This is a genomic window from Spirochaetales bacterium (assembly GCA_016930085.1).
In the GTDB taxonomy this organism is placed as follows: Bacteria; Spirochaetota; Spirochaetia; order SZUA-6; family JAFGRV01; genus JAFGHO01.
The window spans coordinates 18,468-41,953 of sequence record JAFGHO010000005.1 but is presented as its reverse complement, the minus strand read 5'-3'; the positions used below and the strand labels follow the sequence as shown (position 1 = coordinate 41,953).

The window sequence follows — 23,486 nt, the reverse complement described above, 5'->3', positions numbered from 1 at the left end:
CCGCTTCACGAATCAGCCGGCCGCAAGCGGCGCCCGTGCGTCCGCTGCAGACAATGAAAACGAAGGGGAGACATATATGGTTTTCAGGAAACAACCGATCGCGGTGCTTTCGATACTCGTGATACTGTGTGTTTCGTGTTGGAAACCCGGAAAGGGGATCGTGACGACCCCAAAACAGGGTTTTATCACGGTTATCGAAGCGATCGTGAAGGTAGACTCGGAGCATGCTCTTCTTGGCGACAAACTCGAGGAAAAAAGCATTATCGAAACCGATGAATATTCGTATTGCGAGATACAATTCGGCGAGAACGCGGTCATCCGGATGGAGGAAAAGACGACCCTCCTCCTCGAGACAATCGGGGTAAAGCCGGGTTATACCGATATCGGCCTTGTCCTGAAAAGAGGCGCCGTCCTCTGCAACGTGGAAAATCTTTCCGGCACCGAAGCCTTCAGGGTCAAAACCGATGCAGCAGGCGTCACTGCCCGCAGTGCCGGGTTCCGGGTGGAGGTCTCCGTAACCGGCGAGACTACCGTTTCCGTCGATACCGGCAGCGTGCTCCTTCTCCCGGAAGCACTCGAAATCGGGAAGCTCACCGAAGGACCGCACGATACGACCGGTCTAAAACGGAGAGTGGAAGAAGCCGTCATAACAAACGCGATAACGATCGGGGAAGCGCAAACACTCTCCGTCACGGCGGACGATACGCACGCCGCGGCGCGGGCATTCGGCGAAGGGAAAAGAGCGCTGGAAGCGATTATTGGGAAACCGGATGCAGCAGAAAGCGATTTTTCCGCCGTGATCGCGATTGTCGGGGAAAAAGCATCCGATGCGGTCTCCTTGCTGCCGCGGCCGCAGAAGACACCGGAAGACAAAAGCACATTACTTACACCCCTCGCAGCGCTGAAAAAGGTTAAAGTCACGATTCCGTTCGTGATAAAAGCCGCCTGCGGTGAATGGCACAGCATGGCGCTAAAAAGCGACGGTACGCTTTGGGCTTCGGGAGGCCAGGCCGGGCGGGGAACCGGGAGAGGAGAAAGCACGGGGACAAATAGATTCGTCCGGGTTCTCGATAACGTCATCGATATTGCCTGCGGAGGATTCCACAGTCTCGCCCTGAAAAGGGACGGTACCCTCTGGGCAACCGGATGGAACGGGGACGGACAGCTTGGAACAAGGGACTTCAAGGAGAGGAAGACCTTTGTCAGGGTATTGGAGAATGTCGAGGCCATCGGGTGCGGCTACTCCCATAGCCTGGCAGTCAAAAAAGACGATACCCTCTGGACCGCGGGCAGGAACGACCAGGGCCAGCTGGGTCTCGGAAATGGTGTGACCTACAACGTTTTTCTCAAGGCATTGAGTGACGTCGCGGCGGCGGCGGGAGGGGGGGTATCGACGAATGACGCGAACAGGAACGCCTCATTCAGCTTTGCGATAAAAAATGACGGAATTCTCTGTGGCACGGGCAGCAATAAATTCGGCCAGCTCGGCATCGGCGACAATTACGATACCGCCAAATTCTATCCGGTATTTGATGACGTCTCGAAGGTCGCATGCGGGTTCTGGCACAGCATGGCGATCAGAAACGACGGTTCCCTCTGGGTGGCCGGAAGCAACGCCGAAGGCCAATTGGGGACCGGCGATAAAAACGACTCAAATACCTTTATCCGTGTGTTGTCCGATGTCGCTGCAGTCGGCTGCGGTACCGATTGCAGCTTTGCCGTCAAAAACGACGGCAGCTTGTGGGCGACCGGCGATGCATTGACGGAGGGAAAGAAAACGGGCCTCGGGAAAAGCACCGATCGGTTTGTAAAAATAATGGACGAGGTGAACACCATCGCCTCGCGGGCGCATACAATTGTCGTAAAAGCAGACGGAACGGTATGGGTGACCGGTTTGAACAGGGAAGGGGAACTGGGAACCGGAGACACGACCGACCGCTTCGGGTTTACCGAAATCGTATTTTAGTAATAATATCGTCGGTTTGTGTGGAAAATAAAAACGACTGGATAGGAAAGAATGTTTTTAAAGATAGTACCTGGATTATACCCGCTGCTATTACAGGATTCGGTTCACTCAAGCCATATTACTGGAATAACGGCGAATGTGTCAGATTGAAATAAGGAAGCTGTACAACAGATTCTTTTTTTATCGATAATGATACATATATTACCGATATAGTATACGGGTTCGGATCAATGAAACCCTGTTACCGGAAAAACGATGAATATATTACGTTACCAAAGGGTAGTGAAACGACAAGCCTTTATATCAGCGGCGGTGACGTCTTTATTTCAGGCAATACCTACGGCTTTGGATCGGTCAAACCTTGTTTTTGGAAAAACGGGGAGTATTTTGAATTATCAGGAGACTCAAAAACAACGAGTTATCAACAAGTGAAAAAGGAACGGGCTGCGGCCAGCCAACAATAAAAAAACAAGGAGGATGCCATGAAACCAAGAGGACCTCTCATGATCGAACACCGGCTTATCGAAAAAATGCTTGTCCTTGCCGGCAGGGAACTGGACATCATTAAAAAAGAAAAAAAGGTCGATCCGGTTTTTATCGCGACAATGGTCGATTTTATCAGAACCTACGCCGACCGGACCCACCATGGAAAAGAGGAAGACATACTCTTCAAGGCGCTTGAGAACAAGCACATGAATGACGATGATAACCGAATGATGCGGGAATTGATCGACGAACATATTCGGGCAAGAACGGTTGTCGGGGACCTGGTCGACGCGAACGGGAGCTACATGCGGGGTGAGACATCGAGCATCGATACGATTATCGAAAAAATCACTTTTTTAATTAATTTTTATCCGCGTCATATCGAAAAAGAAGACAAAATATTCTTTCCAAAAACGGAAACATATTTTACCGGAAAGGAACTGGAGGCAATGCTCGAGGATTTTTGGGTATTCGACCGGAAAATGATCCATGAGAAATATCAGCATCTTTACCGGTCATTGGCGGAAAATTATGCGTAAGGCCGTTATATTATTGTTATTGACAATACTCTCGCATGCGCGGCTTCAAACTATATCGATTACCGGGACATGTATCAACCATTAAAAGCCTTTGACAATGACATTACAACAGGCTGGCTCGAAAACGTGGACGGCCCCGGCATCGGGGAATATATACACATCGTCCTGTCGGAAGCGATAACGGCCGACGAGATTATGATCGCGCCGGGATATTTCGACCCGAAATGGTGGAAGACAAACAATCGTATAAAAAAAATGGAAATCGCGGCAAACGGTAAAAAAATCGTTGTTGTTTTTAACGATGCGTTTGAAATGAAGCGAGTCAAACTCGATACACCTTTGATGTTCAAGGAAATGTCGTTTACGATAATGGATGTCTGCGAATCGAAAAAGGACAACGACAGCGGGATCTCCGAAATTATATTCTTCAGGAATAATAAAGCGATACCGCTGCAATAAAAGGAAATGTTGTCGCTTATTCAACCACCTCGAACTCCGCATTGAGGAGGTCGCCCTCCCGTGACGAACCGCCGACCATCACCTCGAAACGTCCCGCTTCGACTTTTTTTTCGAGGTGTTCGTCGATCAGCCAGAGTTCTTCATAGGGAAGCCGGAAATCGATCCGTTTTGTTTCTCCCGGCAGGAGGGTCACCCGCCGCCACCCCTTGAGTTGTTTCACCGGTGTGCTGACGGTCGAATAGAGATCGTTCACGTACAGCTGGGCGATCTCGACCCCTTCACGGCTTCCGGTGTTGGCGACGTCGACACTCACCACAAGCTCTTCACCCGCCCCCAGTTTTTCAGATGAAAGACTCATATTTTTATAGGTAAAAGTGGTGTAGCTGAGACCGAACCCGAACGCGAAAAGCGGGTCCGGGGGCATGTCGACGTATTTGTCCGCGTGCCAGCCGGGAAGCTGGTTGTAGTAAACCGGCTGTTGTCCCACGTGATAGGGAAAGGAAATAGAAAGTTTCGCCTGAGGATTCCTGTCGCCGAAAAGGATACCCGCCACCGCGGCCCCCCCTTCCATACCCGGATTCCATGCTTCGAGAATCGCGTCCGCGTGCCCGGCCGCCCACGCAATACTCAATGGCTTGCTGTTGACGAGAACGACGACGAGGGGAACGCCTTTTTCATCGACGGTCCGGAGAAGGAGTTCCTGGTCGCCTGAAAGATCGAGATCGGCGCGGTCCCTCCGCTCGCCGATCTGGGGGAGGGTGTCGCCGACGACGGCAACGACGACGTCCATCCTCGCGGCAAACTCCCGTATCTCATCGGGAGACGCTTCCTCTTCGCCAAGCACGTCGCATCCTTTGAGGTACTCCACATCGATCTCCGCCCCCGCCCGGGCACGGATACCGTCCAAAACCGTCACGATGTTTTCTCTCGGCTGCTTTTTAGTCTCCTCGCCGATCACCATGGGATGTGAGGACCAGTCGCCGAGCTGTGCGTACGGATCGTCGGCATTGGGTCCGATCACACCGATACGTTTGATCCGGTTCGAAAAAGGAAGAAGGCCGTCCGAGTTTTTCAACAGCACGACAGACTGATACGCGCTTTCACGGGCAACCATCCTGTGTTTTTCACAACAGATTTCGTGCTTCGCCCGGGTTTTATCCGAGAAGAGTTTCCTGTTATCAAAGAGTCCGAGTCTGAACTTGACGGTGAGAATTTTCCTGCACGCCGCTTCGATGACCTCAACCGGCAGCTTATTCTTTTCGACAAGGCTGACGACCAGGTCGGGAAACGAGGGGGTCGCCATGGCCATATCAACGCCCGCAGAAAGACTCCGCAGGGCCGCAGCCTCCAATGACGGGGCCGCCTTCTGGAGATTATGCATATGACCAATATTATCCCAGTCCGTTACCGTAAAGCCCTCAAAACCCCATCTTTCTTTCAGCATCTCCCTGATCAGCCATGCGTTCGCACTGCACGGAATACCGTCGATCACCTGATAGGCAATCATCACGGTTTCACATCCCGCCTTCACCGCCTTCTCGAAACAGGGAAGAAAAAGACTCAAGAGTTTCCGTTTTGTCAGATCCGCTTCGGAGGCATCACGCCCGCCCTGAGTATCGGAATATCCCGCGAAATGTTTCGCACAGGCAAGAATCGTATCGGGCGCTTCGATGCCCTCCCCCTGGTACCCTTCCACCATGGCCTTTCCGCATTCCGAGACAAGATACGGGTCTTCCCCGAACGTTTCATCGACCCGTCCCCATCGAAGATCGCGGACCACTTCCATTACCGGAGAAAACGTCCAGTGAATCCCGGTGAGGACCACTTCGGTTGCGGTTATCCGGGCAACCTGCCGGATCATTTCGGGATTCCACGAACACGAAAGACCGAGTTGTGTGGGGAACACCGTTGCGCCGGGCCAAAAACCATGGCCGTGTATCGCGTCGATCCCGAAGAGAAGGGGTATGCCGAGCCGCGTCTTCAGGGCAAGTGCCTGGAGTTCATCCGCCCTGTCGCCCAGTATATGGAGGATTGACCCGACATATCGTTCGGTGATTTCTTTTTCCGGCCCGATACGGCCGTCGACCTGACAAAGCTGCCCCGCTTTTTCCCGGAGGGTCATCATCGAAAGAAGATCGGATACCCTCCTTTCGATGGAAAGAGAAGTATTCTTGTATGCCGCTTCCACTTGTGTCCTATTCCTTTAGTCCCAGTTTAGCATCTATCTTCGTTTTTGTCACGCTCAAGACTTCCGCGGTTTCGACGCGGAGAAGTTTGAAAAAGATTTCGATGGTCTTGTCTTTCCGGTACATCTTTCCGGTAATGAGCATTTCCGCGCCGAGCAGCGCCCCGACACGCACCGCACTTTCGTCGTTCACAAGCCCCGAAAGCTGTAGTTCCATTTCATCGAGGATACTCTGAATTTCCTTTCGTTCGACCTGCTTGAAGACGTCATTCGCGGCAAGAGAGACAATCAGCTGGTCCGTAAAATATTCGGCGTTAAGGGCGTCTTTTCCCTCGACCGGAATGACGGGAATCACCGCGGCCGTGGTTCCCTGCTTGATATTTATACTCGCATAATCGATAAGCTGGGAAATCGCCATGTCGAAAAGTTTCTTCAGTGTTTCTTCCTTCTCTTCGTCCTTTATCTTAACCGCTTCGAAATATTCCTCCCCTTCCTCGAGGGGCTGATCCGTGAGATAACTCAACTCTTCTTTCGCGAACCTGATGATGATCGTCTCAAGCTTGTCCGTCTGATAATTTGCCCCGGTATGATGACTCACGCTTCCCGGCGCTCCGCCTTCGCTTTCCCCCTCCTCACCATAGGTAAGGAAGATATATTTTGCATAGGTGTATTGCGAAATCTGCCTGAGGATATATTCCCCGTCGATCGACAGTCCGCCCGTTCCCACGCTGAATATCTTGATGCCATCGGCCTTCGCATCGCGTGCTGCATCGACATAGGTATACTGCTGGCCGTAGTCGAGGTGCGGCGGCGCGTCGGTGACGATAAATCCCAGCCTGATGCCTCCCTCGTTCCATTCCATCTTGTGAATGGCATCGTCGAGCGCCGCCTGGAGATCTTCACGGATATCATTGCCCCCATACGCCGAGACCTTTAGCAATTCCCCGCGAAAAACCTCGATATCCGAGGTAAAGGGAATATTTCTCGTGATATACTCTTCATCCCCCCTGTCCTTGTACAAGACCATCCCGAACCTCACGCGGGGTTTCGATGACAGGGCGACAAGGTTCATGTTGATGATTTCGATTGTCGTTTTCAACCGTTGTATTTCCTCTCCCATACTTCCCGTGGTATCCAGGATAAATAGAATGTCCAGTTCGATATTTTTCATTTCAGGCCGCGGCGATGAAAAAACGACATCGACGGTCCGTTTTCCGTCGCGTTCGATGCGCACGGTCTTTGTCTGCTGCAGAAAAGTAATACTCGCATCGAATGAGGAAACGTCCCCGTATTCGGACGGGAAAAAGAGAAAAGTGCCGTCTGCATATGTTTTTCCGGAACAGAGAAGATTGCCTTTTCCCTGTATATCGACCCTGGCGTTCGGAATCGATTTTCCTGCGGTATCACTCACCCGGAGGATCACCCGTTCTGAAACATTCATGACAAAGTGTTCGACATATTTGTGTTCATCGAGAAACGAGATAAAATAGTTGAATTGCTTGTTGTCATCCGCGAATCCAGCCCTGAGGCCCGAACTTGACGGTGTCGACCCTTTTCCGGAATCCTTCAGTTTACCGGACGATTCGTCACGCTCGGCGACGATCATTCCCTCTTCGTCCGGACTTTCGAAAAAAAGATCGTCCCCGCCGTACGTATCCTCGCGTGTTTTCGACATGGAATCCGACAACGCCGACCCGTCCGCCTCCTCTTTATCTCTTTTTTCGTAATCCCTGCCGGCCAATCGTGTCATGCAGGAGGTCATGATAAACGAGCAGACCGCAATGCAAAGAAACATATATGGGAATCCTTTTAACCGTCTCATACCTTTCTTCCTCCGATACTCTGAAATTATCTCTCTTTTACTACGTTTCAATTCCCGTCACGTAACAGGTCTTTTCATAATATCGCACGGCAATCGAAACCGTTTTTACTTCCCCGACGATTCATATCGCAACGATCCGTATGTAGCAACAAGTTTTTTCATTATCGTATACCGTTTATTATAATAATCCGACCATTCCGGTACAAGCTTTTTACGGATAATGTTCTCAAATGTCTCAACCACCACCTCCCGGTTTTCATTGATATGATTTGTGATGAGAACGGGGGTGACGGTTTCGACGGACGCTCCGTCCCGGCCGAAGGTGACATCGACAGTGAGAATGAGGGAATCTCCCGTATATGAGCGGTAGTGTTCCGGTTCAAATGGCTTCCTGCACCACCGTTGACCGGAAATGAAATTACCCATCGAATACATAATGAGCCGTTTCCGGTTTCCCGTCCCCACGATTTCATACGGCTGCAGCACATGGGGATGATGACCGAACACGATATGAGCCCCGGCGTCGATACATTGCCTGAAATAATCGGCCTTTACCTTATCCGGCAGGAGTTTGTACTCGATCCCCGCGTGAAAGGATACGATAAAAAGATCGTACTTCACCGATTCCTTTCGAATAAACGCAAGAAAGGCATCCGCCTGGCTTTTGACGTAATAGTTGACCATATGGACATACGGGGATGAACGGGCGGTATTGAGAAACTGGGTCACCGCGATAAAACCGATTCGCCACCCCTTTTTTCGTATTTCCACGGACTCAAACGGCTTTTTCGTGTTCCCCCGTATTCCGGAAAAGTATACTTCCATATTGTTCGAATCACGCAGCAGTAAAAGCGAACCGAGGGTCTGGTACAATCCTTCCACACCCTGATCGAGTGTATGGTTGTTCGCGAGTGAGAAGACCTCGATACCGCCTTCGATCACCGCCTGAACGTATTCCCGGTGAATGTTGAATGCGGGATATGTCCGGTAAGGCCTTTTTTCATCGACGGGGGCTTCGAGGTTGGAAAAAGTGAGGTCGTCCGAATGAAGAATATCTTTTATATTTTCATAGACGACAGCGTAATTTTTAATGACGAAATTGACATCATGGGCCATGGTATCGCCGATAAAGGATATGGTGAGTGTTTCATCAGGGGCCGCAGACAGATAAACGGTACGTATAACGAACAATAAAACAATGAGTAGCTTTCTTTTATCAGATCCTTGCATTGCCGGGGGTCTCATCCTTACTTTTTTACAATCATACTACAGTTTACAAAAAAAATCGAGTATAGCGGATAAATTTTTACCGGCCGCTTTCTTTTTCTTTTTTCATAATCACGATAGTCCGGTAATCGAACATGTCGCGGTTGAAGGGGGTGAACAGATGAAACGGCTGGTTTTCCCACGGCCACACATCGTAGACCAGTAAACGCCCGCGGCTGTCGGTCTGCGGGGAGACAAACTGGACATGTTCGCCGAGAACCTGCCCCCGATCGTTCGCCGGCGGTTTTTCCCCGTCGATAAAGGCCGCGACCCAGATAACGGCACCAAGACAATCCTCTTCTTCCGCGATAAAAGCGCGAAGTTCGCTGTCCGTGAGAGCGACCTCTTCGACCCGATACATATCCTCGAGTCCCTTTTCCGAAAGTATCCGGCTGAGGGTGTCCAGCACGACCGGGGCGTGGGCGCCGTAATTCGCCCAGTTCGGCGTCCCGTCCGGATGATACACGCTCCCCGAGATATCCTCCATGACAAAACCGCGTTCGGGATCGTCCGGGTGTTTCGGCATAAGGGCGGTGACCTCCTCTTCACCGAGATCGTGTATTCCCCAGATCCCGCATATCAGTCTGATCATCGCGGGTTCACAACTCAAGGTGGCCTGCTGAAAATATTCAGTCACATGTGCGTCGACCCATACCGCAACCGCTTCTTTTGTCAAAAGCGGACCCCCGCCGGCTCCGGACCCCGCAGTTTCTCTGTCCGCCGCGATATCCGGCGCGCTTTCAGCCGCGATATCTTCTCTGCCCGTCACCTCAACGGAAACCGTCGTCGCTTCCGGCCGGACGTCCCGGACAGGGGGCACGGCAGTGACGGCCGCTTCATGCTGATGCCCCACGCAACCCGCAACAACAGACAAAAGCGCAACAAGAATAACGAGCGTATGACATATCGGTTTTTTCATAATAAAAGGTTTCGCCCTTGTAAAACAGGCATTCCTCCCCTGTGATGTGAATACTATACGCCAATCGAAAAAAATCCTCAACACGCGGGAGAGGATATTTATATCACCGTATACCAAGAACAGGCGGCGTATCCTGAACGCGGCTATATCTTCGAAAAAGCTATAGAGAAACGGCATTCATGCGCTTTACATATGTCTATGTATTTATTTATTATTGACTATTATAAGCAAACCGCCTCCTTATGGAGTCGGATTTTTACTGACGGATTTTCCCGCTTTTTCAATATGCAAATAAGGGGTCTTCGTGAAGAAAGAGAAAGCAGGACGGTACCTTCGTGAATGGACGGAGGGCTTCCTGACACGGCGAAAAAGAAAAAAACTGATAAAAAAGGAACGGCTTAAAAGGAAACATCCCGTCCGTGACTGGATAGAAGCGATTCTTCTTGCCCTCCTTATCGTCACCGTCATTCAATACTTTATTTTCGAACTCTATGTGATTCCCACCGGTTCCATGAAACCGACCATAGAAATCGGAACGAGGGCCGTCGTCGACAAGTTCGTTTTTGGTCCCGAACTTTTGCCCCCATCATGGAAACGTGACATATTCCGAAACCCACGCAGGGGAGAAGTAGTGGTACTGGAAAATCCCGACAAAAACCTGGCCCCCATGCATCCGGTGAAAAAATTCCTTCACCGCATCATTTTCCGCCTGACCCTTACTCTCGTGGATATCGATACCGATAAAGGCGGCCATCCCAAACAGCGGCTTCTGCTGAAAAGGGTGATCGGTATTCCGGGAGAGAGGATCAGGGTGCGAAACCGAGATATTCAGCTGCTTCCCAAAGGTGAAAAAAGCTGGATTACGGAAGAAGCGTTGAAACGGCGGCTTTCACTCGATTACCCGATTTTCCATATAGCCGTGACCCCATCGCAATCGGAAAAACCTGTTTCCGGTCTTCCGCCCCGGTACGAGCCGTACGCGCGGCAACCGTATGACTGGGAATTCGTCGAATCATGGAGAAAATACACACTCGGATGGTATATTCCCGAGACACGGTTTTTTCCCATGGGAGACAACAGGGATAACTCCCATGACGCGAGGGCCTACGGACCGGTGCCGGTCGGTAACCTTATCGGAAAAGCGGTTTTCAGGATATGGCCGCCCTCGGCGATCGGTATCATACGATAGTAATCGTACGATAATGAACGTCCGATACGACATGATTTATTTCTATACATTGATGAGCTTTGTCTTGATGTTTTCTTTGAGACAAAGCCTGATATAGCGGTGAATTTTATCTTTTGTTTCCTTGCTGAGTTCAGTGGTATAGGATACTTTGTTGTTCACGTAAATCGCGCTGCATATATGCATCACCCATAGCTGCGGATTGTCCTTTTTCGAGGTAACGGCCTTTGCCGCGATCGATACCATGATCCCCTTGAGCCTAAGCAGTACTTTCGGGAAATATCTGCCCTGCATAATGTGATGGATATCGCTTTTTCTGAACTGGCAGGCGAATGCCTGCTCGGAGATATTGAGAATTTTAGCTTTTATCGTATCCCGTTCGCTCTCTATGGTAAACAAGGCAATGGAATCCTCGATCGCCTCGACGCGTACGTAGCCGCGTTTTCCCCGTGCTTCAAAATAAAAGAGGATTTTTTTCAACACGGAGAGGGTATCCTGCTGAATATCCGAAAATTTGATGACGGCGATGTTTTTTTCGAGAAATTTCATCGCGTCGGTGGGGTCAAATTTACTGTAAATGAAAACCCCGATCTGAATCGTATAGCCGCGCAGGCGTTCGACCTTGTCGATATACTCGAACCAGCCTTCCAGTTCACTCTGACTCGAAATACAGATAAAAATAACATTCCTCACATCCTTGTTCAGTATCTTGAGCAGACTCAGCTTGTCCTTTTCATCAACCTGATACGATTCGAAACCGATTCGCACCAGGGTATCGATGACGACTGAAATGAGTTGAAGCGGTTCGATAAAATAGATATGAACGACATCCTTTTTCGGCGGTACGGGAACGATTTTTTCTTCGACAACCTCTTCTGTATGTTCGTTTTCCCGTTTTTTTTCCTGAACAAGAAGCTTTCCCGCATGATCGATAAACTCCCGCGCCGTTTCCGTTTTCAAATCATATTCCACCGCGCTGATTTTCGTGTCAACGGTCAACGGTTCTTCACCGCCGGTATCGATCTTGTGCTGAAAAATTCCTTTCTGTATTCGCTTTTTCAGAACGTTCGCGCCGAAGCTTTTTGTTTCCGTCAATATCGCCAAAAACTCATCACCACCGTAGCGCCCCATCAGATCGGTATTTCGTACCGATCCTTTGAGCCGCAAAGAGATATGCCGCAGGACGCGATCGCCTGTTTTATAGCCGTAATCGGTATTAATCCCTTTCAGATTGTCGATGTCGATGAGGAGAACGGAAAGCGAGCCGCGGTATCGTTTTGCGCGACTGATTTCCCGCTCGAGTTCCCAAAGAAGGTACCGCCTGTTGTAGAGTCCCGTGAGGCCGTCCGAAAGCACCGGTTCCTCCAGTTTTTTCCTGTTCAAATCATCCAGGATATGCTGTTTCAGATAATACAACAGCATGTTCAGTCTGATATACAATTGTGCCGACACGCTGAGACCGGTATACCCGTGAAGATTAATCACACCGACGGCCTTACTCCCGACAATGAGCGGAACACAAATGAGCCGGGCGGGCGTTTTTACATTCGACATTTCTTTACCGAATACGGCGTGTGAAGCCCCCTCTTCCGTTATCACTTTTTTCGTACGAATCGCCTTGAACAATACGCTGCCTTTTTCGGAAACGGAAAAAGACTCCTCACGCTTGTCCCAGTTTTTGTCATTGAACGCTGTAAGCGTCAGGTTGTTTTCTTTTCTGTTCATGAGAAAAAAGGAAAAATCGGTACCGAACTTGAGTTCTTTCACCCGTTGCTTCATCGCCGAAAAGAAAGCGTGGGAAAAAGGGGAGATTTCGGCATTATGGCTGTAATCGAGGATACAGCCGAGGGAGAACAGCACCGCTTCACAATAACGGCTGAGATCGCTGAAAGCGATTTTCGCCTGAAACAGGCCGATGGCGTCGGTAACGGCATTTACCAGCCCCCCGGTATCGATCGCACCCTTGACAAGATAATCCTGTGCGCCCATGATAAGAGCTTCCGTCCCCAATTCCTCGTTCCCGATAGCCGTAAAAACGATCACCGGAATACTCGGAAAATGCTTCAGAATTTCCTCAAGACCGCCGAACTCCGCGGTGCCTGAAAGAAAAAGATCGAGGAGGATGACATGACAAGGATTGCCTTTAAGAACGGCCTTTCCTTCATTGATGCTTTTGGCCTCGTTTACCGTATATTCTTTCTCCGAATACGTTGACAGGATATCTTTTATATAAGCCCTGTCTTCTGCGTTGCCGTCGATAACGAGAAGATCGATGACTTTATCACTCATCACGGCAACCATCGGACGGTGTTTCCATTATATTGTTCTTTACACACATACTCGTTGTTCCCTTTCCATCCGGCCTTTCTCATTCACAAGTATAATACAAAGGATGCACGTATTAAAGAATTTTTTTTAAAACTTTGTTTTTCGGGCGGAAAATGACCGGCCGATTCGATACGGAACAGGAAAAAAGACGGCGGCTTTGGATATTTCACGCCATCACATCGATAAACGGGTATTTTCAATATTCCTCATATCCGGCCGTCCGCACAGCCGGAAAAAAAAGTCCGCCGGCCTGCCGGCGGACCGGTTTTTATTCGTCCTTTTTTTTCATATGCCGTATGAGTTTTGCCAGCTTTTTATCATTTGCTTTCCTCTTCTTGTGCGCTTCCTGTTTCGACAGTCCGGCATATTTCGAAATCCGCCTGAGTTCCTGTTTCTGCTTCATGAAGCTTTTATACCGTTTTTCGTCGATGGTACCGTTCCGTACCGCGGCGAGGACGGCGCAGCCGGGTTCGTGCGAATGCGTGCAATCCCGAAACCGGCATCCGGCGGCAAGACGTGCGATATCCGGAAAGGTATCGTCCGCCGAATCCTCGTCCGCCCATAATTGGATCTCCCGCATCCCGGGATTATCGATGACGATCCCGATTGCATCCAGTACGAAAAGCTCCCTCCTCGATGTCGTATGCCGGCCTTTTCCCATTGATCTGGTGTTTCCCGTGGCCATCAGGTCGCATCCCGCAAGGCGGTTGATGATCGAGGACTTCCCCACCCCGGAGGAGCCGAGAAACGCGGCCGTTTTCCCCTCGGAGAGGAAGCCTGAAAGTGAGTCGAATCCGGCCCCCGACACCGTGCTGAGAACGACGACCGGGACCCCGAAAGCGACCGATTCGACGGCGGCGAGAAACGGGCTCCGCTCGCCGCACATATCGGCCTTGTTGAGAACGATGACCGGCCGGGCACCGCTTTCATACACGAGGGTGAGGTACCGTTCGATCCGGCGGACGTTGAAGTCGTAGCCGAAATCGGTAACGATAAAGCCGGTATCCACATTGGCGGAGAGGACCTGTTCGTCGATGCCGGTTCCCGCCGCTTTCCGGGAGAAACAGGTCTTTCGCGGCAGCAGGCGGTGAATCACCGCCTGCGCCCCCGTCTCTTCCACGGTCACGGCAACCCAGTCCCCGGCGACAGGGAAATCCCCGGTCTGTGCCGCCTGATACCGGAATTTTCCGCTGATCGACGCGAGGCATTCCCCCCCATCAAACCCCGTACGATACTGTTCACGGTAACCGCAGAGGACACGGGCGGGCTCGATCTTTTTATCTTTTTCTTCGATCCGGTCGAATGACGTTTTAAAAAAGGCGTTCCAGCCTAATTGATGTAATGACATGAGTTTTCCTCCAAACGATGCATGATGTTTCTGTTATTTTCGCCTAGAGGATTATGCGATACGGAAGGGACGGATGAGGTTTATTTTCTATTAACAACTACCCTGCATATACCCTGTAAGCGAAACGGGAATATGCAATAACAAGAACCATTAATACCTCCTTACATTATTGATATATGAAAGTATACCATGAAATGAGGTGATTGTTCAAGTATACTGACAATTAATTAAATTGTCAGTATTTCCGATTGTAATGAGTTTGTCAGTTTCTTTTATTATAAGGAATTAGATGGAACAGCCACGTGTAAGAAACTGACAAACTCAAAACAGAGGAGTATAAATAAACCGCCGCGAGACGATACCGCCGGAAGAAAAAAAAGGCCGCCCCCGGCCGGAAAACCCGCCGGAAGGGCAGCCTTAAGGTTTCGAACGCGGTCGATACCGGCATCAACCTCCCTGCGGGGCCGCGGCACCCGAGGTTTTTTCCTTGTAGACGATCATGTAAAAGGCCGAGAGAATGAAACTCGTTAGTGTGGTGACAACGGCTAGGACGAGCGATCCCACAACCGGAATCGAGTTGAGGAACGACAACAGCCAGGTGAGGAAACCAGAGATCAGTGCGACGAGTATCGATATACCAAGAAGACTCCCGAACGATCCCTTGCTCGCGGCAAAGCCCTTTTTCAGACCCTCGATAATCCCCGCTTTGTCGATGATCATCGCGGGAAGCCAGAGAAGAAGACGAATCCCGAAAAACACCGCAAGAACAATGACCGCAAGAAGGACAAGAACCATAAGGATGAGACCGACGGTACCGGCGGCCGATGCAATAAGGCCGAGTATGCCAAAGATAATACCCAAACCGACACCCACGATCACGCCGAGGATAATTCCTCCGACTATCCAGAGAAGATACTGTACAAAGTTATCCTTCAACACGTCAAGCGTATGCTGCAATCCGACCTCTTCTCCATTGAGTCCTTTTTTGATAAAGCCCATGGTGATGGGTCCGGCGAGAATAGCGAGAAGCATACCGAGTGAAGAGGCTGCCGCAATAATGGATGCGTTTTTCAGGAGAACATCCATGACATACGACAACATCTGTTGTGTATCTCCCATTCCGCCCGAACTCAGCGACTGGAACATGCCGGTCAACTGTCCGACCAGCACATTCACGGCATTGCCCATGATAAGCTGCGGGATCGCAAAAGAAATATAAAGGGGAATAACAATAAGAAAATTTTTGGCGAGAAAATCAATGCTCTTTTTAAAATAATCCATACAACACTCCTTTCTTTACAAAATATAAAATCTGAATCAGTATAATGCAAATCTTTTTTTCTTTTTTTTACGACAACTCTCATACTATCTTGACAGAATATGCTTTTTCACTAGTCTATATAGTAGCATGAACGGACCCGGAGACACTCCCGTACCGTTTATTGCGAAAGAAAGGAAGTATCGATGACAGAAAAACCTTTTATCAGGGAATATACCCTTTCGGAATTGTTCGAAGGCACCTTCAGGATGCTAAAACATACATGGAAAAACACCCTCATTACCGCCGTTCCCGCCTACTTTATCATCTCCTTTTCGACGATCCTCTGGATGGGGCCGTATTTCGAATTTATCTCAAAAATCGTGCAGGGCGATCTATCGGCAAATCCTTATGCCGTTTTTTCAGCCATTGGCCCGTTCCTCTCCGCCATCCTTATCGCCTCCATAGTCGGCGGTCTTTTACTGCTGTTTGCCAGGGCGGTGATCGTGCTGACGGCCTTCAGGGCGGCAAAAAACGAATCGACGGATATAAAGGAAATCATTCTCGTCGTCCTGAAAGAAAAACTGGGAAAGCTCGTGCTTCAGGTCCTCCTCCTTGTTGCCATCTTCGCGGGCGGGTATCTGGCCGTCGCGATCGCGATCGGGTTGACCGGGGGATTGTTCTCCCTCATCAGCGGGGTGCTTTCCGGTATCATCGTTGCCGTCGGGATCATTGTCGCTATCGGTTTTATTATATGGCTCGTCTACAGTTTCAATTTCATCCAGGAAGACGTCCTATATTCGGATGCCGGGGTGGTTCAAAGCTTTAAAAACAGCTTCAAACTCGTCAACCAGAGCTGGTGGCGTGTGTTCGGCTATCTGCTCGTCTTTTCGCTCGCCCTCTCGTTCGCCGTCTCGATAGTGACCGGCCCCATCACCTTCAGCGTGATGATGCCTTTTTATTCCTCGCTGTTCGAACAGGTACTGGATAACGCGGCGAACTACGATATGACGCGGATGTATGACCTTATAAAAGAGATGTTTTCAAACGCGGTCGTCCCGATCTTTATCGCCTCCTTTTTAAGCGGCGTTGCCACCATCTTCATATCGCCCCTCTTTTCCGCGCTCTTTTACATCGATCTCAGGGTAAAAAACGAAAAGACGGAAAAACTCTCAAGTATTCCTGCGGATGTGGAATATTCGGAACCGCCGCCGGACGGCGATCTGTAGGCGGGAAGCGAAATAATGGAAAGAACCATCCGTTTAAACGGCACCTGGGAAAAGGGCGGGAAAAGCCCCCTTTTCGCCTCCTTTATCCTCGTTTTTATAACGGGAGGCCTGTATTCATTCATCCCCTCTATCATCGCCAACCTTTATGTCGGTATCGACGCTGCGCTCGGCGGTTTCACTTTTTCATTCGATGATTTTAATTTTATCGATATATACTCGGCCTTTTACCGGCGCTATAAATATTTTATTCTCATTCTTACCTTCTTTTTTCAGTTCGGCCTTTTTCTCACCGTTCCGCTTCTCATCATGAGAAAATGGCATACCACGGATATCGGGGCGTATATTCAATCGGACCACCTCCATCTTCCGGCGATCCTGCTTTCGCTTCTGGGTGTTTTCTTTGTCATACCGATCGTCGACGCGACCTCGCGCTTTTTCTATTTCCTCTTTCCCGTGTTCGAACGGCTTTCCGAAATAGCACGGCCCCTTTACAAAATAGAATCGATCCCGGAACTCATCGTCACGCTTACCGGGTTGTCACTCACCCCGGCCATTTGTGAAGAATTCCTTTTCAGGGGATACTTCCAGCGCACGCTTCAGAGAAAATTGAGTTTTCCGTGGCATTGTCTCGTCTCGGGGCTGGTCTTTGCCCTTTTCCATCAAAATCCGCTCGGCCTGCCGGCACTCTTTCTCGTCGGATTTTTCCTCGGGTTTATCTACTACTGCTCGGGATCGATCTATACCTCGATGGCGGTCCATTTTCTCTACAACGTGCTCATCATCCTGTCCGTGGATTCTTCAAACCTTCCTACATTTCTCGTTGCGGAAAACGGCTTCTACCGCCTCCCGATTCTTGTCGCATCCGTCCCCCTTTTCATCCTTGTTTCGATCGGTATATATCTCGTCCGTTCGAAAGAGATAACGGATTCCTTTGTTCAGGTACTCGGGGAACAGGAAAAAGACAAAGAGAAAACCATTGAAACCAAGGAAGAAAACCGGCTGTAGCGGGTAATAAAGCCGGCCCATTGAATACGATGCTTCAAACCGGTACCGGAAAAAATAAATTCCCGTTCAAATAATAAAACAGAGAGGCAATACATCTGTCGCCTCTTATCTAACTTATTTAATATAATTATTTGGTTCTATCTATTTATTTTATTAGTATTTTAGTATTGATTATACATCATTTCATGATTACCTTATATTCACAAAAGCATTGAGAAAGGAAAAATTATATGAAACCGATGATAATCACATCTCTGCTTCTCTTCATCCTGCTGTTAACCGGTTGTTATGAAGGGTATGTGTCAAGCACGGAGGCCGAGATGCTGACACAATATCTCGAACCGGAAGCACTGAGGACGTTGACCATGAATCCTGATGAATCGATCCGGATTATCGATGTCCGTCCCCGGACAGCCTATGACAACGGCCATATTCCGACGGCGGAATCGTACCCGTCCGGAGTTATTCTGGAAAAACTCGACGAACTGCCGATTGTGCAGTTCTACATCGTTTACTGCGAAACCGGAGGAAGGGCCCAGGGTGTTATAAAAAAACTCGAAGAAAAAGGGTATACGAAAATGATGAACTGGGGCGGATACACACGCTGGCCTTACGAATTCGAGAAATAACGGCTGTTTATATGATGAGGGATCGGGGGCAGGTACCATGACGCTTGCCGCCTTGAAAATACAATCGTTATCTTACTTTATTCTCAGGTGAATCTGTGTTATTATTTTTGAAATCATTTTTTCTAAAAGGAAGCCCGAATGCCGGATAACGACAGCAATAACGAAAAGCCGCCTGAGGCGGCCGATATACTCATCGTCAATGAAAACAAGACTGCCGTCGCGCTGTCCCTTTCGGAAAAGGTAGTGAAATCCTCGCTTTCCCTCCTCAGAGGCCTCACCTTTTCATACGTTCCCGGTCCGGGCGTCATCCGGAAGGGAAAAGGGGATGAAGCCGGTACCATGATTGCCGATGCGGGGGCGGGGGGGACTCCCGTCATCCACTATCCCCGCCTCGCCGAAGCTTTGTACGGCGAGTATGAACCGGGTGAAGCGCTGAAAGAAAAGGACTGGAAGTATTCCTCCGTTTTCCGGCTTAAGGCCCTGGTCTATCGTGAAAACGGAACGACCTCCTTCTCCCCGGATCCCGAAGATCCCGTCCCCTCCGAACGGGGACCTTCCGAACCGCTTTATTTCAATCCCCTCACGCTCGAAGTCGGGTTCGGTCTTTCACCCCTGATCACGGACCAGACCGCACTTCTCAAGCGGATGTCACGGGTCCGCAGGGAAATCGCCTTATCCCTGGGACTTGTCGTTCCCCGTATTGTCATACGAGCGAACATGAATCTCGAACCCGATGAATACCGCATCTCCCTCAAGGGGATCGCCGCGGGAAAGGGGACCCTCCGGATCTCAAAATACCTTGCCATCGAAACAAAACGCGTCAGGGAAAAAGTGAGGGGCGAAGCGGCGACGGAACCGGCATTCAATCTGCCGGCAATCTGGATAGATGAGGAAGTACGGGAAAAGGCGGAACGAAGCGGCTATTCGGTCGTGGATACCCAGACCCTTCTTACGACGCATCTGATTCAGATCATCAGGCACCACGCATCGAGGCTTTTAGGGACACAGGAAGTGAAAAATATCCTGGACAGTCTCGCCGGCGACTACCCGGCCCTTGTCGAAGAGATTACCGGGCTGCTCGGTAAAACGGAAATAAAGCAGGTACTGTGCGCCCTTCTCGACGAAGGCGTTTCGATCCGGAATATCATCGACATCCTCGAGACCCTTGCCGATCACGGACCGCAGATGAAAAAACCCGAACGTCTGGTCGAAAAGGTAAGGGAACGTCTCGGGCTTCACATCTGCTCGCAATTTCTCGATAAAAACGGGGTTCTCCACGTCATTGCCGTGAATCCCCAGGGGGACCGGAAGCTCCTCGATTACGGGGAGGAATATACCGATATGATTTCTCCCGCCGAATCCGGTGCGTATAAACACTTTTTTGCCGGCCTCGATGCGGCAATGAAGCAAGGGAAAAAGGAGGAGGATGTTATTCCGGTGCTGGTCTGCTCGCGGGAAACGAGAACCTGTGTGCGGAAACTGACGCATGCCTCCTATCCCCGTCTTCCCGTATTATCGACGGCGGAAATACCGCCTGCGGTGCCGATAAAAAAAATCGGCGATATATCGATCTGATAATCACCGGGACCGCTCGACAATATTTTTCGTGAAATCTTGCAAAACAAAACCGGTTGTCTTAGACTATAGGTGTGAACCGAAGCAACAGATACAATCGAACCCGTTACCATATTTCATTCGGCGGTCTTGTTTTTTTTCTTCTCGCGGTGGCGTTCACCGGTTGGTCGGACAATGCGGATCCATGGCCGATATCGCGTGACGATTCGCCGCTTTATACCGAATTTCCCGTCTGCTGCTTTCCATGGAGCGGCGACACCGTTTTGCTTTCGACGATCTCAGGCAGCATGCTTTTTCACCCCGAAGCGTCCGGCGATGCATCCCCCGTTCCTTCACAGCTGGCACAGCGAACGGCCATAAGGCCGCCCGCCGAGAGAATCGCGGGTGTACGGTTCTGGAACTGGATCAATATCGGTCTTTTAACGACAAATATCGCCTCCATTGTCATGGTCGCCGTCTTTAGCGATTCGGAAGCGGGGATGTACTCGGGTATCGGCTGTATGGCGTCGCATGAATTATTCGCCGTAAGCAGCCTTATTACCGGCGTTTCATATTATCATCTTCGCCAGTCGATGTACGCTTATGAAAACGAAAAACCCCTTCCCGATCTGGGAATGTATCTGTCATTCGCGTCGTTTGTTTCAGCGGCTTTGTCGATCAATATCGGTGCGATGTTGTTCGGCGAAAATTTCAATGAAAATATAATGATCGTGACGCTTTCTTTTGCCGGTATCGCGAATCTCTGCGGCATCGGATCGGTCGTCTATACCTTTATCTACGATAATACCTCGTATCGAACACCATAAAACTGTCGGCTTCCCGGACCCCGATCATTCATGAAAGCATTCGACGGGCGTTATTCCCTGCTTTGTATTCCTTCGATATAGCCTTTCATCCCCGTTTTAATATCCGCGGCGTTCGCTTCATCCGTATCGATATGCATGGCCAGCCGGTAGTTGGGATGCACGCGAACCATAACGTCGCCGAAGACGAGTTCCCTCTCGCCGTCGACCCGGACGCGGACGATATCCCTGTCGCGAAGCCCCAGGCGGAGGGCCTCTTCCGTCGACATATGGATATGGCGCATCGCGCAGATCACCCCCTTTTCGATCGTGACGGTTGACCGCGGTCCGGCGATCGTTACCCCCGGCGAACCACTCAAATCCCCGGACTCACGTATCGGGGGCTGGAGTCCGAGTTTGTATTGTTCGGTCATCGCTATTTCTATCTGTGTCTCCTTCCGTTCCGGCCCAAGGACCCGCACGCGTTCCACCTTCCCGCGCGGACCGATAAGATCGACCGTTTCCCTGCAGGCGAACTGGCCGGGCTGCGAGAGGCCGGCGATACTCGTCAAGATGTAACCCTTGCCGAAAAGCGCTTCGACGTGTTCCCGTGAAAGATGGAGGTGGTGCGCGGAGACTTCGATAGGGATGGGTATCTTCTCCTGCATGCCGATAATCCGCTCCACGTGATCCTGTTTCAGGACTTTGAGTGATTCCCGCGCGATCATCCGCGCTTCATTTGTCGCGATGACGAGTACTTTCACACTGGAAGAGGGCGTTGATATTTCACAGACTCCCTCCGGTCTAACGGCCTGCCTGTTCAGTTTTTCATCGATATTGATACCCATACAGTCGAGTCCCTGACAGGCAAGGCTTCTCACCCCCGCACTGTTTTCCCCGATACCGCCGGTAAAGACGAGGACATCGAGGCCGCCCATTGCCGCCATATAGGCGCCGATATATTTTTTCAGATGGTACGCGAAGGTTTTGATCGCTAAAATCGCCCGGTTGTTTCCCTCTTCCGCCGCTTTCTGAATCTCCCTCATATCATTGGATATTCCGGAAATACCGAGAATACCACTTTGCTTATTGATCAGCCGGTCGAGTTCCTTACTGCCCATACCTTCGTCCCTTGCAAGCTGTACCAGAATGGCGGGATCGATATTCCCGCACCTCGTTCCCATGATAAGCCCTTCGGTGGGGGTAAATCCCATGGAAGTATCCACCGACCTCCCGTGATCGACCGCGCAGACAGAGGCGCCATTGCCGAGATGACAGGTGACGATCTCGAGTTCGTTGTACTGCCGCTTCAGGTACTCTGCCGCCTTCAGCGACACATAGGCGTGCGACATGCCGTGAAAACCGTACCGTCTTATTTTTTTTGTTTCGTAATATTCATAGGGAATACCGTAAAGAAAAGCGTAAGGGGGTATGGTATGGTGAAAGGAAGTGTCGAAGACCGCAATGTGGGGGATACCGGGAAAAACCTTCTTCGCTTCCCTGATTCCCAGAAGATTGATCGGGTTATGAAGGGGGGCGAGAACGGAAAGCTCCTCGACTTTTCCGAGTAACTCATCGGTAATCACCATCGCCCCGATAAACTTGTCCCCGCCGTGAACGACACGGTGGCCGACGGCGCCGATCTCCTCCGGTGAGCCGATCACCCCTGTTTTCTCATCACACAACTCTTCCACCATGGCCTTGAGGGCTTCGCTGTGGCTTCCTCTTGGCAGTTCCTTTCTGACCTCCCCGCCGGGACCATGATAGACATGAAGGGTTCCCTCCTCCCCGATCCGTTCGACCCCGCCCTCCGCGGTTTTTCCCTCATCCTCCGTATCGAAAAGATTGTATTTCAGCGACGACGAACCGCAGTTGATGACCAGAATCTTCATCGGTTTAATGCTTTTCAACATGAAACCGTATGGATCTTCGCTTCGTTTGAATGCCGATTTTGCGATCTCCTGGCCTTTCTCGTCAAAGGCAAAGTGCTTGAGCCGTTCCGAAATGGTTTTTGACAGAACGGTGATCGCGGGCGGATGAGCGATGAGGGTGGTTGCAAACACGGGCTGCGGGATAAGAAGCGCCGTGCATCGTGTTTTGCCAATCACATCGGCGATCGTTTTATCCCCGGTCATGATCGACATTTCCCCGAACACGTCTCCTTCTTTGAGCAGATCGATTATGTGCCGGGTTCCGCCGTCATCGGTAACCGACACGTCGGCTTCCCCTTGTAAAAGCACTCCCAGAAAATTGCCCTGCTCCCCGAACTCGATCACCGCTTCATTCGGTTCGAAGGTAGTCACCGTCGATTCCTCCACAAGGGTTTTCAGCTTGTCTTCCGGAAAGCCCCTGAAAAGGGATACCCTGGTCAATAAAAAATTCATGATATCCATATGTTCTCCCTTATTTCCATGATTGCAGAACACCGCCGTGATCGGGCGATCGGGCGATCGATTGATCGATGAATAAAGTATACGTAATTTGACACCGCTTATCAAGGAGGG

Annotated in this window: 18 protein-coding genes; 10 read left to right on the top strand and 8 right to left on the bottom strand. The window is 50.4% G+C overall.

Features of this window, described 5'->3' with window-relative positions; genetic code table 11:
- The first annotated feature begins 76 nt into the window (after positions 1-76).
- The 4 genes from JW881_00440 (at position 77) to JW881_00425 (ending at position 3,450) form a co-directional block, all read left to right on the top strand.
- Positions 77-1,966: a FecR domain-containing protein gene (locus JW881_00440; GenBank protein MBN1695952.1), complete on the top strand. Its 1,890-nt coding sequence runs from the start codon at positions 77-79 to the stop codon at positions 1,964-1,966.
- A 230-nt stretch (positions 1,967-2,196) separates the two neighbouring features.
- A complete protein-coding gene (locus JW881_00435; GenBank protein MBN1695951.1) occupies positions 2,197-2,430 on the top strand; it encodes a hypothetical protein in 234 nt (77 codons plus the stop codon).
- 18 nt (positions 2,431-2,448) lie between these two features.
- Positions 2,449-2,991, top strand: a complete 543-nt coding sequence (locus JW881_00430; GenBank protein MBN1695950.1) for a hemerythrin domain-containing protein — start codon at positions 2,449-2,451, stop codon at positions 2,989-2,991.
- A gap of 69 nt (positions 2,992-3,060) precedes the next feature.
- Positions 3,061-3,450 (top strand): hypothetical protein, encoded by a 390-nt coding sequence (locus JW881_00425; GenBank protein ID MBN1695949.1) that lies wholly within the window; start codon positions 3,061-3,063, stop codon positions 3,448-3,450.
- Positions 3,451-3,466: 16 nt separating this feature from the next.
- Here JW881_00425 and JW881_00420 read toward each other — a convergent pair whose 3' ends face one another.
- From JW881_00420 to JW881_00405, 4 genes are all read right to left on the bottom strand, one after another.
- Entirely contained in the window at positions 3,467-5,638 is a 2,172-nt protein-coding gene (locus JW881_00420) for a glycoside hydrolase family 3 C-terminal domain-containing protein (GenBank protein ID MBN1695948.1), read from the bottom strand.
- 7 nt (positions 5,639-5,645) lie between these two features.
- Entirely contained in the window at positions 5,646-7,430 is a 1,785-nt protein-coding gene (locus JW881_00415; protein MBN1695947.1) for a VWA domain-containing protein, read from the bottom strand.
- Positions 7,431-7,562: 132 nt separating this feature from the next.
- The gene (locus tag JW881_00410) at positions 7,563-8,687 is read right to left on the bottom strand and encodes a CapA family protein (protein MBN1695946.1); all 1,125 of its coding nucleotides are present in this window, start codon (positions 8,685-8,687) and stop codon (positions 7,563-7,565) included.
- A gap of 76 nt (positions 8,688-8,763) precedes the next feature.
- Positions 8,764-9,642 carry a hypothetical protein gene (locus tag JW881_00405; GenBank protein ID MBN1695945.1) on the bottom strand — a complete coding sequence of 293 codons (879 nt, stop codon included), beginning with the start codon at positions 9,640-9,642 and terminating at the stop codon, positions 8,764-8,766.
- Positions 9,643-9,946: 304 nt separating this feature from the next.
- Between JW881_00405 and lepB the strand changes: the two genes are divergently transcribed.
- Positions 9,947-10,831: a signal peptidase I gene (lepB, locus tag JW881_00400; GenBank protein ID MBN1695944.1), complete on the top strand. Its 885-nt coding sequence runs from the start codon at positions 9,947-9,949 to the stop codon at positions 10,829-10,831.
- Between the two features lie 42 nt (positions 10,832-10,873).
- Here the strand turns inward: lepB and JW881_00395 are convergent, their stop codons facing one another.
- From JW881_00395 to JW881_00385, 3 genes are all read right to left on the bottom strand, one after another.
- On the bottom strand, positions 10,874-13,117 hold the full coding sequence (locus tag JW881_00395; protein MBN1695943.1) for a GGDEF domain-containing response regulator: 2,244 nt from the start codon (positions 13,115-13,117) through the stop codon (positions 10,874-10,876).
- A gap of 307 nt (positions 13,118-13,424) precedes the next feature.
- The gene (rsgA, locus tag JW881_00390) at positions 13,425-14,504 is read right to left on the bottom strand and encodes a ribosome small subunit-dependent GTPase A (protein ID MBN1695942.1); all 1,080 of its coding nucleotides are present in this window, start codon (positions 14,502-14,504) and stop codon (positions 13,425-13,427) included.
- Between the two features lie 447 nt (positions 14,505-14,951).
- Entirely contained in the window at positions 14,952-15,785 is an 834-nt protein-coding gene (locus JW881_00385; GenBank protein ID MBN1695941.1) for a hypothetical protein, read from the bottom strand.
- A 183-nt stretch (positions 15,786-15,968) separates the two neighbouring features.
- Here JW881_00385 and JW881_00380 point away from each other — a divergent pair, with 183 nt between their 5' ends.
- The 5 genes from JW881_00380 to JW881_00360 all read left to right on the top strand — a co-directional run bounded on the left by JW881_00380 (position 15,969) and on the right by JW881_00360 (position 21,006).
- A complete protein-coding gene (locus JW881_00380) occupies positions 15,969-16,991 on the top strand; it encodes a hypothetical protein (GenBank protein MBN1695940.1) in 1,023 nt (340 codons plus the stop codon).
- Between the two features lie 15 nt (positions 16,992-17,006).
- The gene (locus JW881_00375) at positions 17,007-17,996 is read left to right on the top strand and encodes a CPBP family intramembrane metalloprotease (GenBank protein ID MBN1695939.1); all 990 of its coding nucleotides are present in this window, start codon (positions 17,007-17,009) and stop codon (positions 17,994-17,996) included.
- Between the two features lie 230 nt (positions 17,997-18,226).
- The gene (locus JW881_00370) at positions 18,227-18,625 is read left to right on the top strand and encodes a rhodanese-like domain-containing protein (GenBank protein MBN1695938.1); all 399 of its coding nucleotides are present in this window, start codon (positions 18,227-18,229) and stop codon (positions 18,623-18,625) included.
- A 138-nt stretch (positions 18,626-18,763) separates the two neighbouring features.
- Entirely contained in the window at positions 18,764-20,200 is a 1,437-nt protein-coding gene (locus JW881_00365; protein MBN1695937.1) for an FHIPEP family type III secretion protein, read from the top strand.
- A 74-nt stretch (positions 20,201-20,274) separates the two neighbouring features.
- Entirely contained in the window at positions 20,275-21,006 is a 732-nt protein-coding gene (locus tag JW881_00360) for a hypothetical protein (protein MBN1695936.1), read from the top strand.
- Positions 21,007-21,056: 50 nt separating this feature from the next.
- Here JW881_00360 and JW881_00355 read toward each other — a convergent pair whose 3' ends face one another.
- Positions 21,057-23,375 carry an acetate/propionate family kinase gene (locus JW881_00355; protein MBN1695935.1) on the bottom strand — a complete coding sequence of 773 codons (2,319 nt, stop codon included), beginning with the start codon at positions 23,373-23,375 and terminating at the stop codon, positions 21,057-21,059.
- Positions 23,376-23,486: the final 111 nt, after the last annotated feature.

Coding starts and splice junctions, on each gene's coding strand:
- JW881_00440 (MBN1695952.1), top strand. CDS start 77: ATGGTTTTCAGGAAACAACCGATCGCGGTGCTTTCGATACTCGTGATA.
- JW881_00435 (MBN1695951.1), top strand. CDS start 2,197: ATGAAACCCTGTTACCGGAAAAACGATGAATATATTACGTTACCAAAG.
- JW881_00430 (MBN1695950.1), top strand. CDS start 2,449: ATGAAACCAAGAGGACCTCTCATGATCGAACACCGGCTTATCGAAAAA.
- JW881_00425 (MBN1695949.1), top strand. CDS start 3,061: ATGTATCAACCATTAAAAGCCTTTGACAATGACATTACAACAGGCTGG.
- JW881_00415 (MBN1695947.1), bottom strand. CDS start 7,430: ATGTTTCTTTGCATTGCGGTCTGCTCGTTTATCATGACCTCCTGCATG.
- JW881_00410 (MBN1695946.1), bottom strand. CDS start 8,687: ATGCAAGGATCTGATAAAAGAAAGCTACTCATTGTTTTATTGTTCGTT.
- JW881_00405 (MBN1695945.1), bottom strand. CDS start 9,642: ATGAAAAAACCGATATGTCATACGCTCGTTATTCTTGTTGCGCTTTTG.
- JW881_00395 (MBN1695943.1), bottom strand. CDS start 13,117: ATGAGTGATAAAGTCATCGATCTTCTCGTTATCGACGGCAACGCAGAA.
- rsgA (MBN1695942.1), bottom strand. CDS start 14,504: ATGTCATTACATCAATTAGGCTGGAACGCCTTTTTTAAAACGTCATTC.
- JW881_00385 (MBN1695941.1), bottom strand. CDS start 15,785: ATGGATTATTTTAAAAAGAGCATTGATTTTCTCGCCAAAAATTTTCTT.
- JW881_00380 (MBN1695940.1), top strand. CDS start 15,969: ATGACAGAAAAACCTTTTATCAGGGAATATACCCTTTCGGAATTGTTC.
- JW881_00375 (MBN1695939.1), top strand. CDS start 17,007: ATGGAAAGAACCATCCGTTTAAACGGCACCTGGGAAAAGGGCGGGAAA.
- JW881_00370 (MBN1695938.1), top strand. CDS start 18,227: ATGAAACCGATGATAATCACATCTCTGCTTCTCTTCATCCTGCTGTTA.
- JW881_00365 (MBN1695937.1), top strand. CDS start 18,764: ATGCCGGATAACGACAGCAATAACGAAAAGCCGCCTGAGGCGGCCGAT.
- JW881_00355 (MBN1695935.1), bottom strand. CDS start 23,375: ATGGATATCATGAATTTTTTATTGACCAGGGTATCCCTTTTCAGGGGC.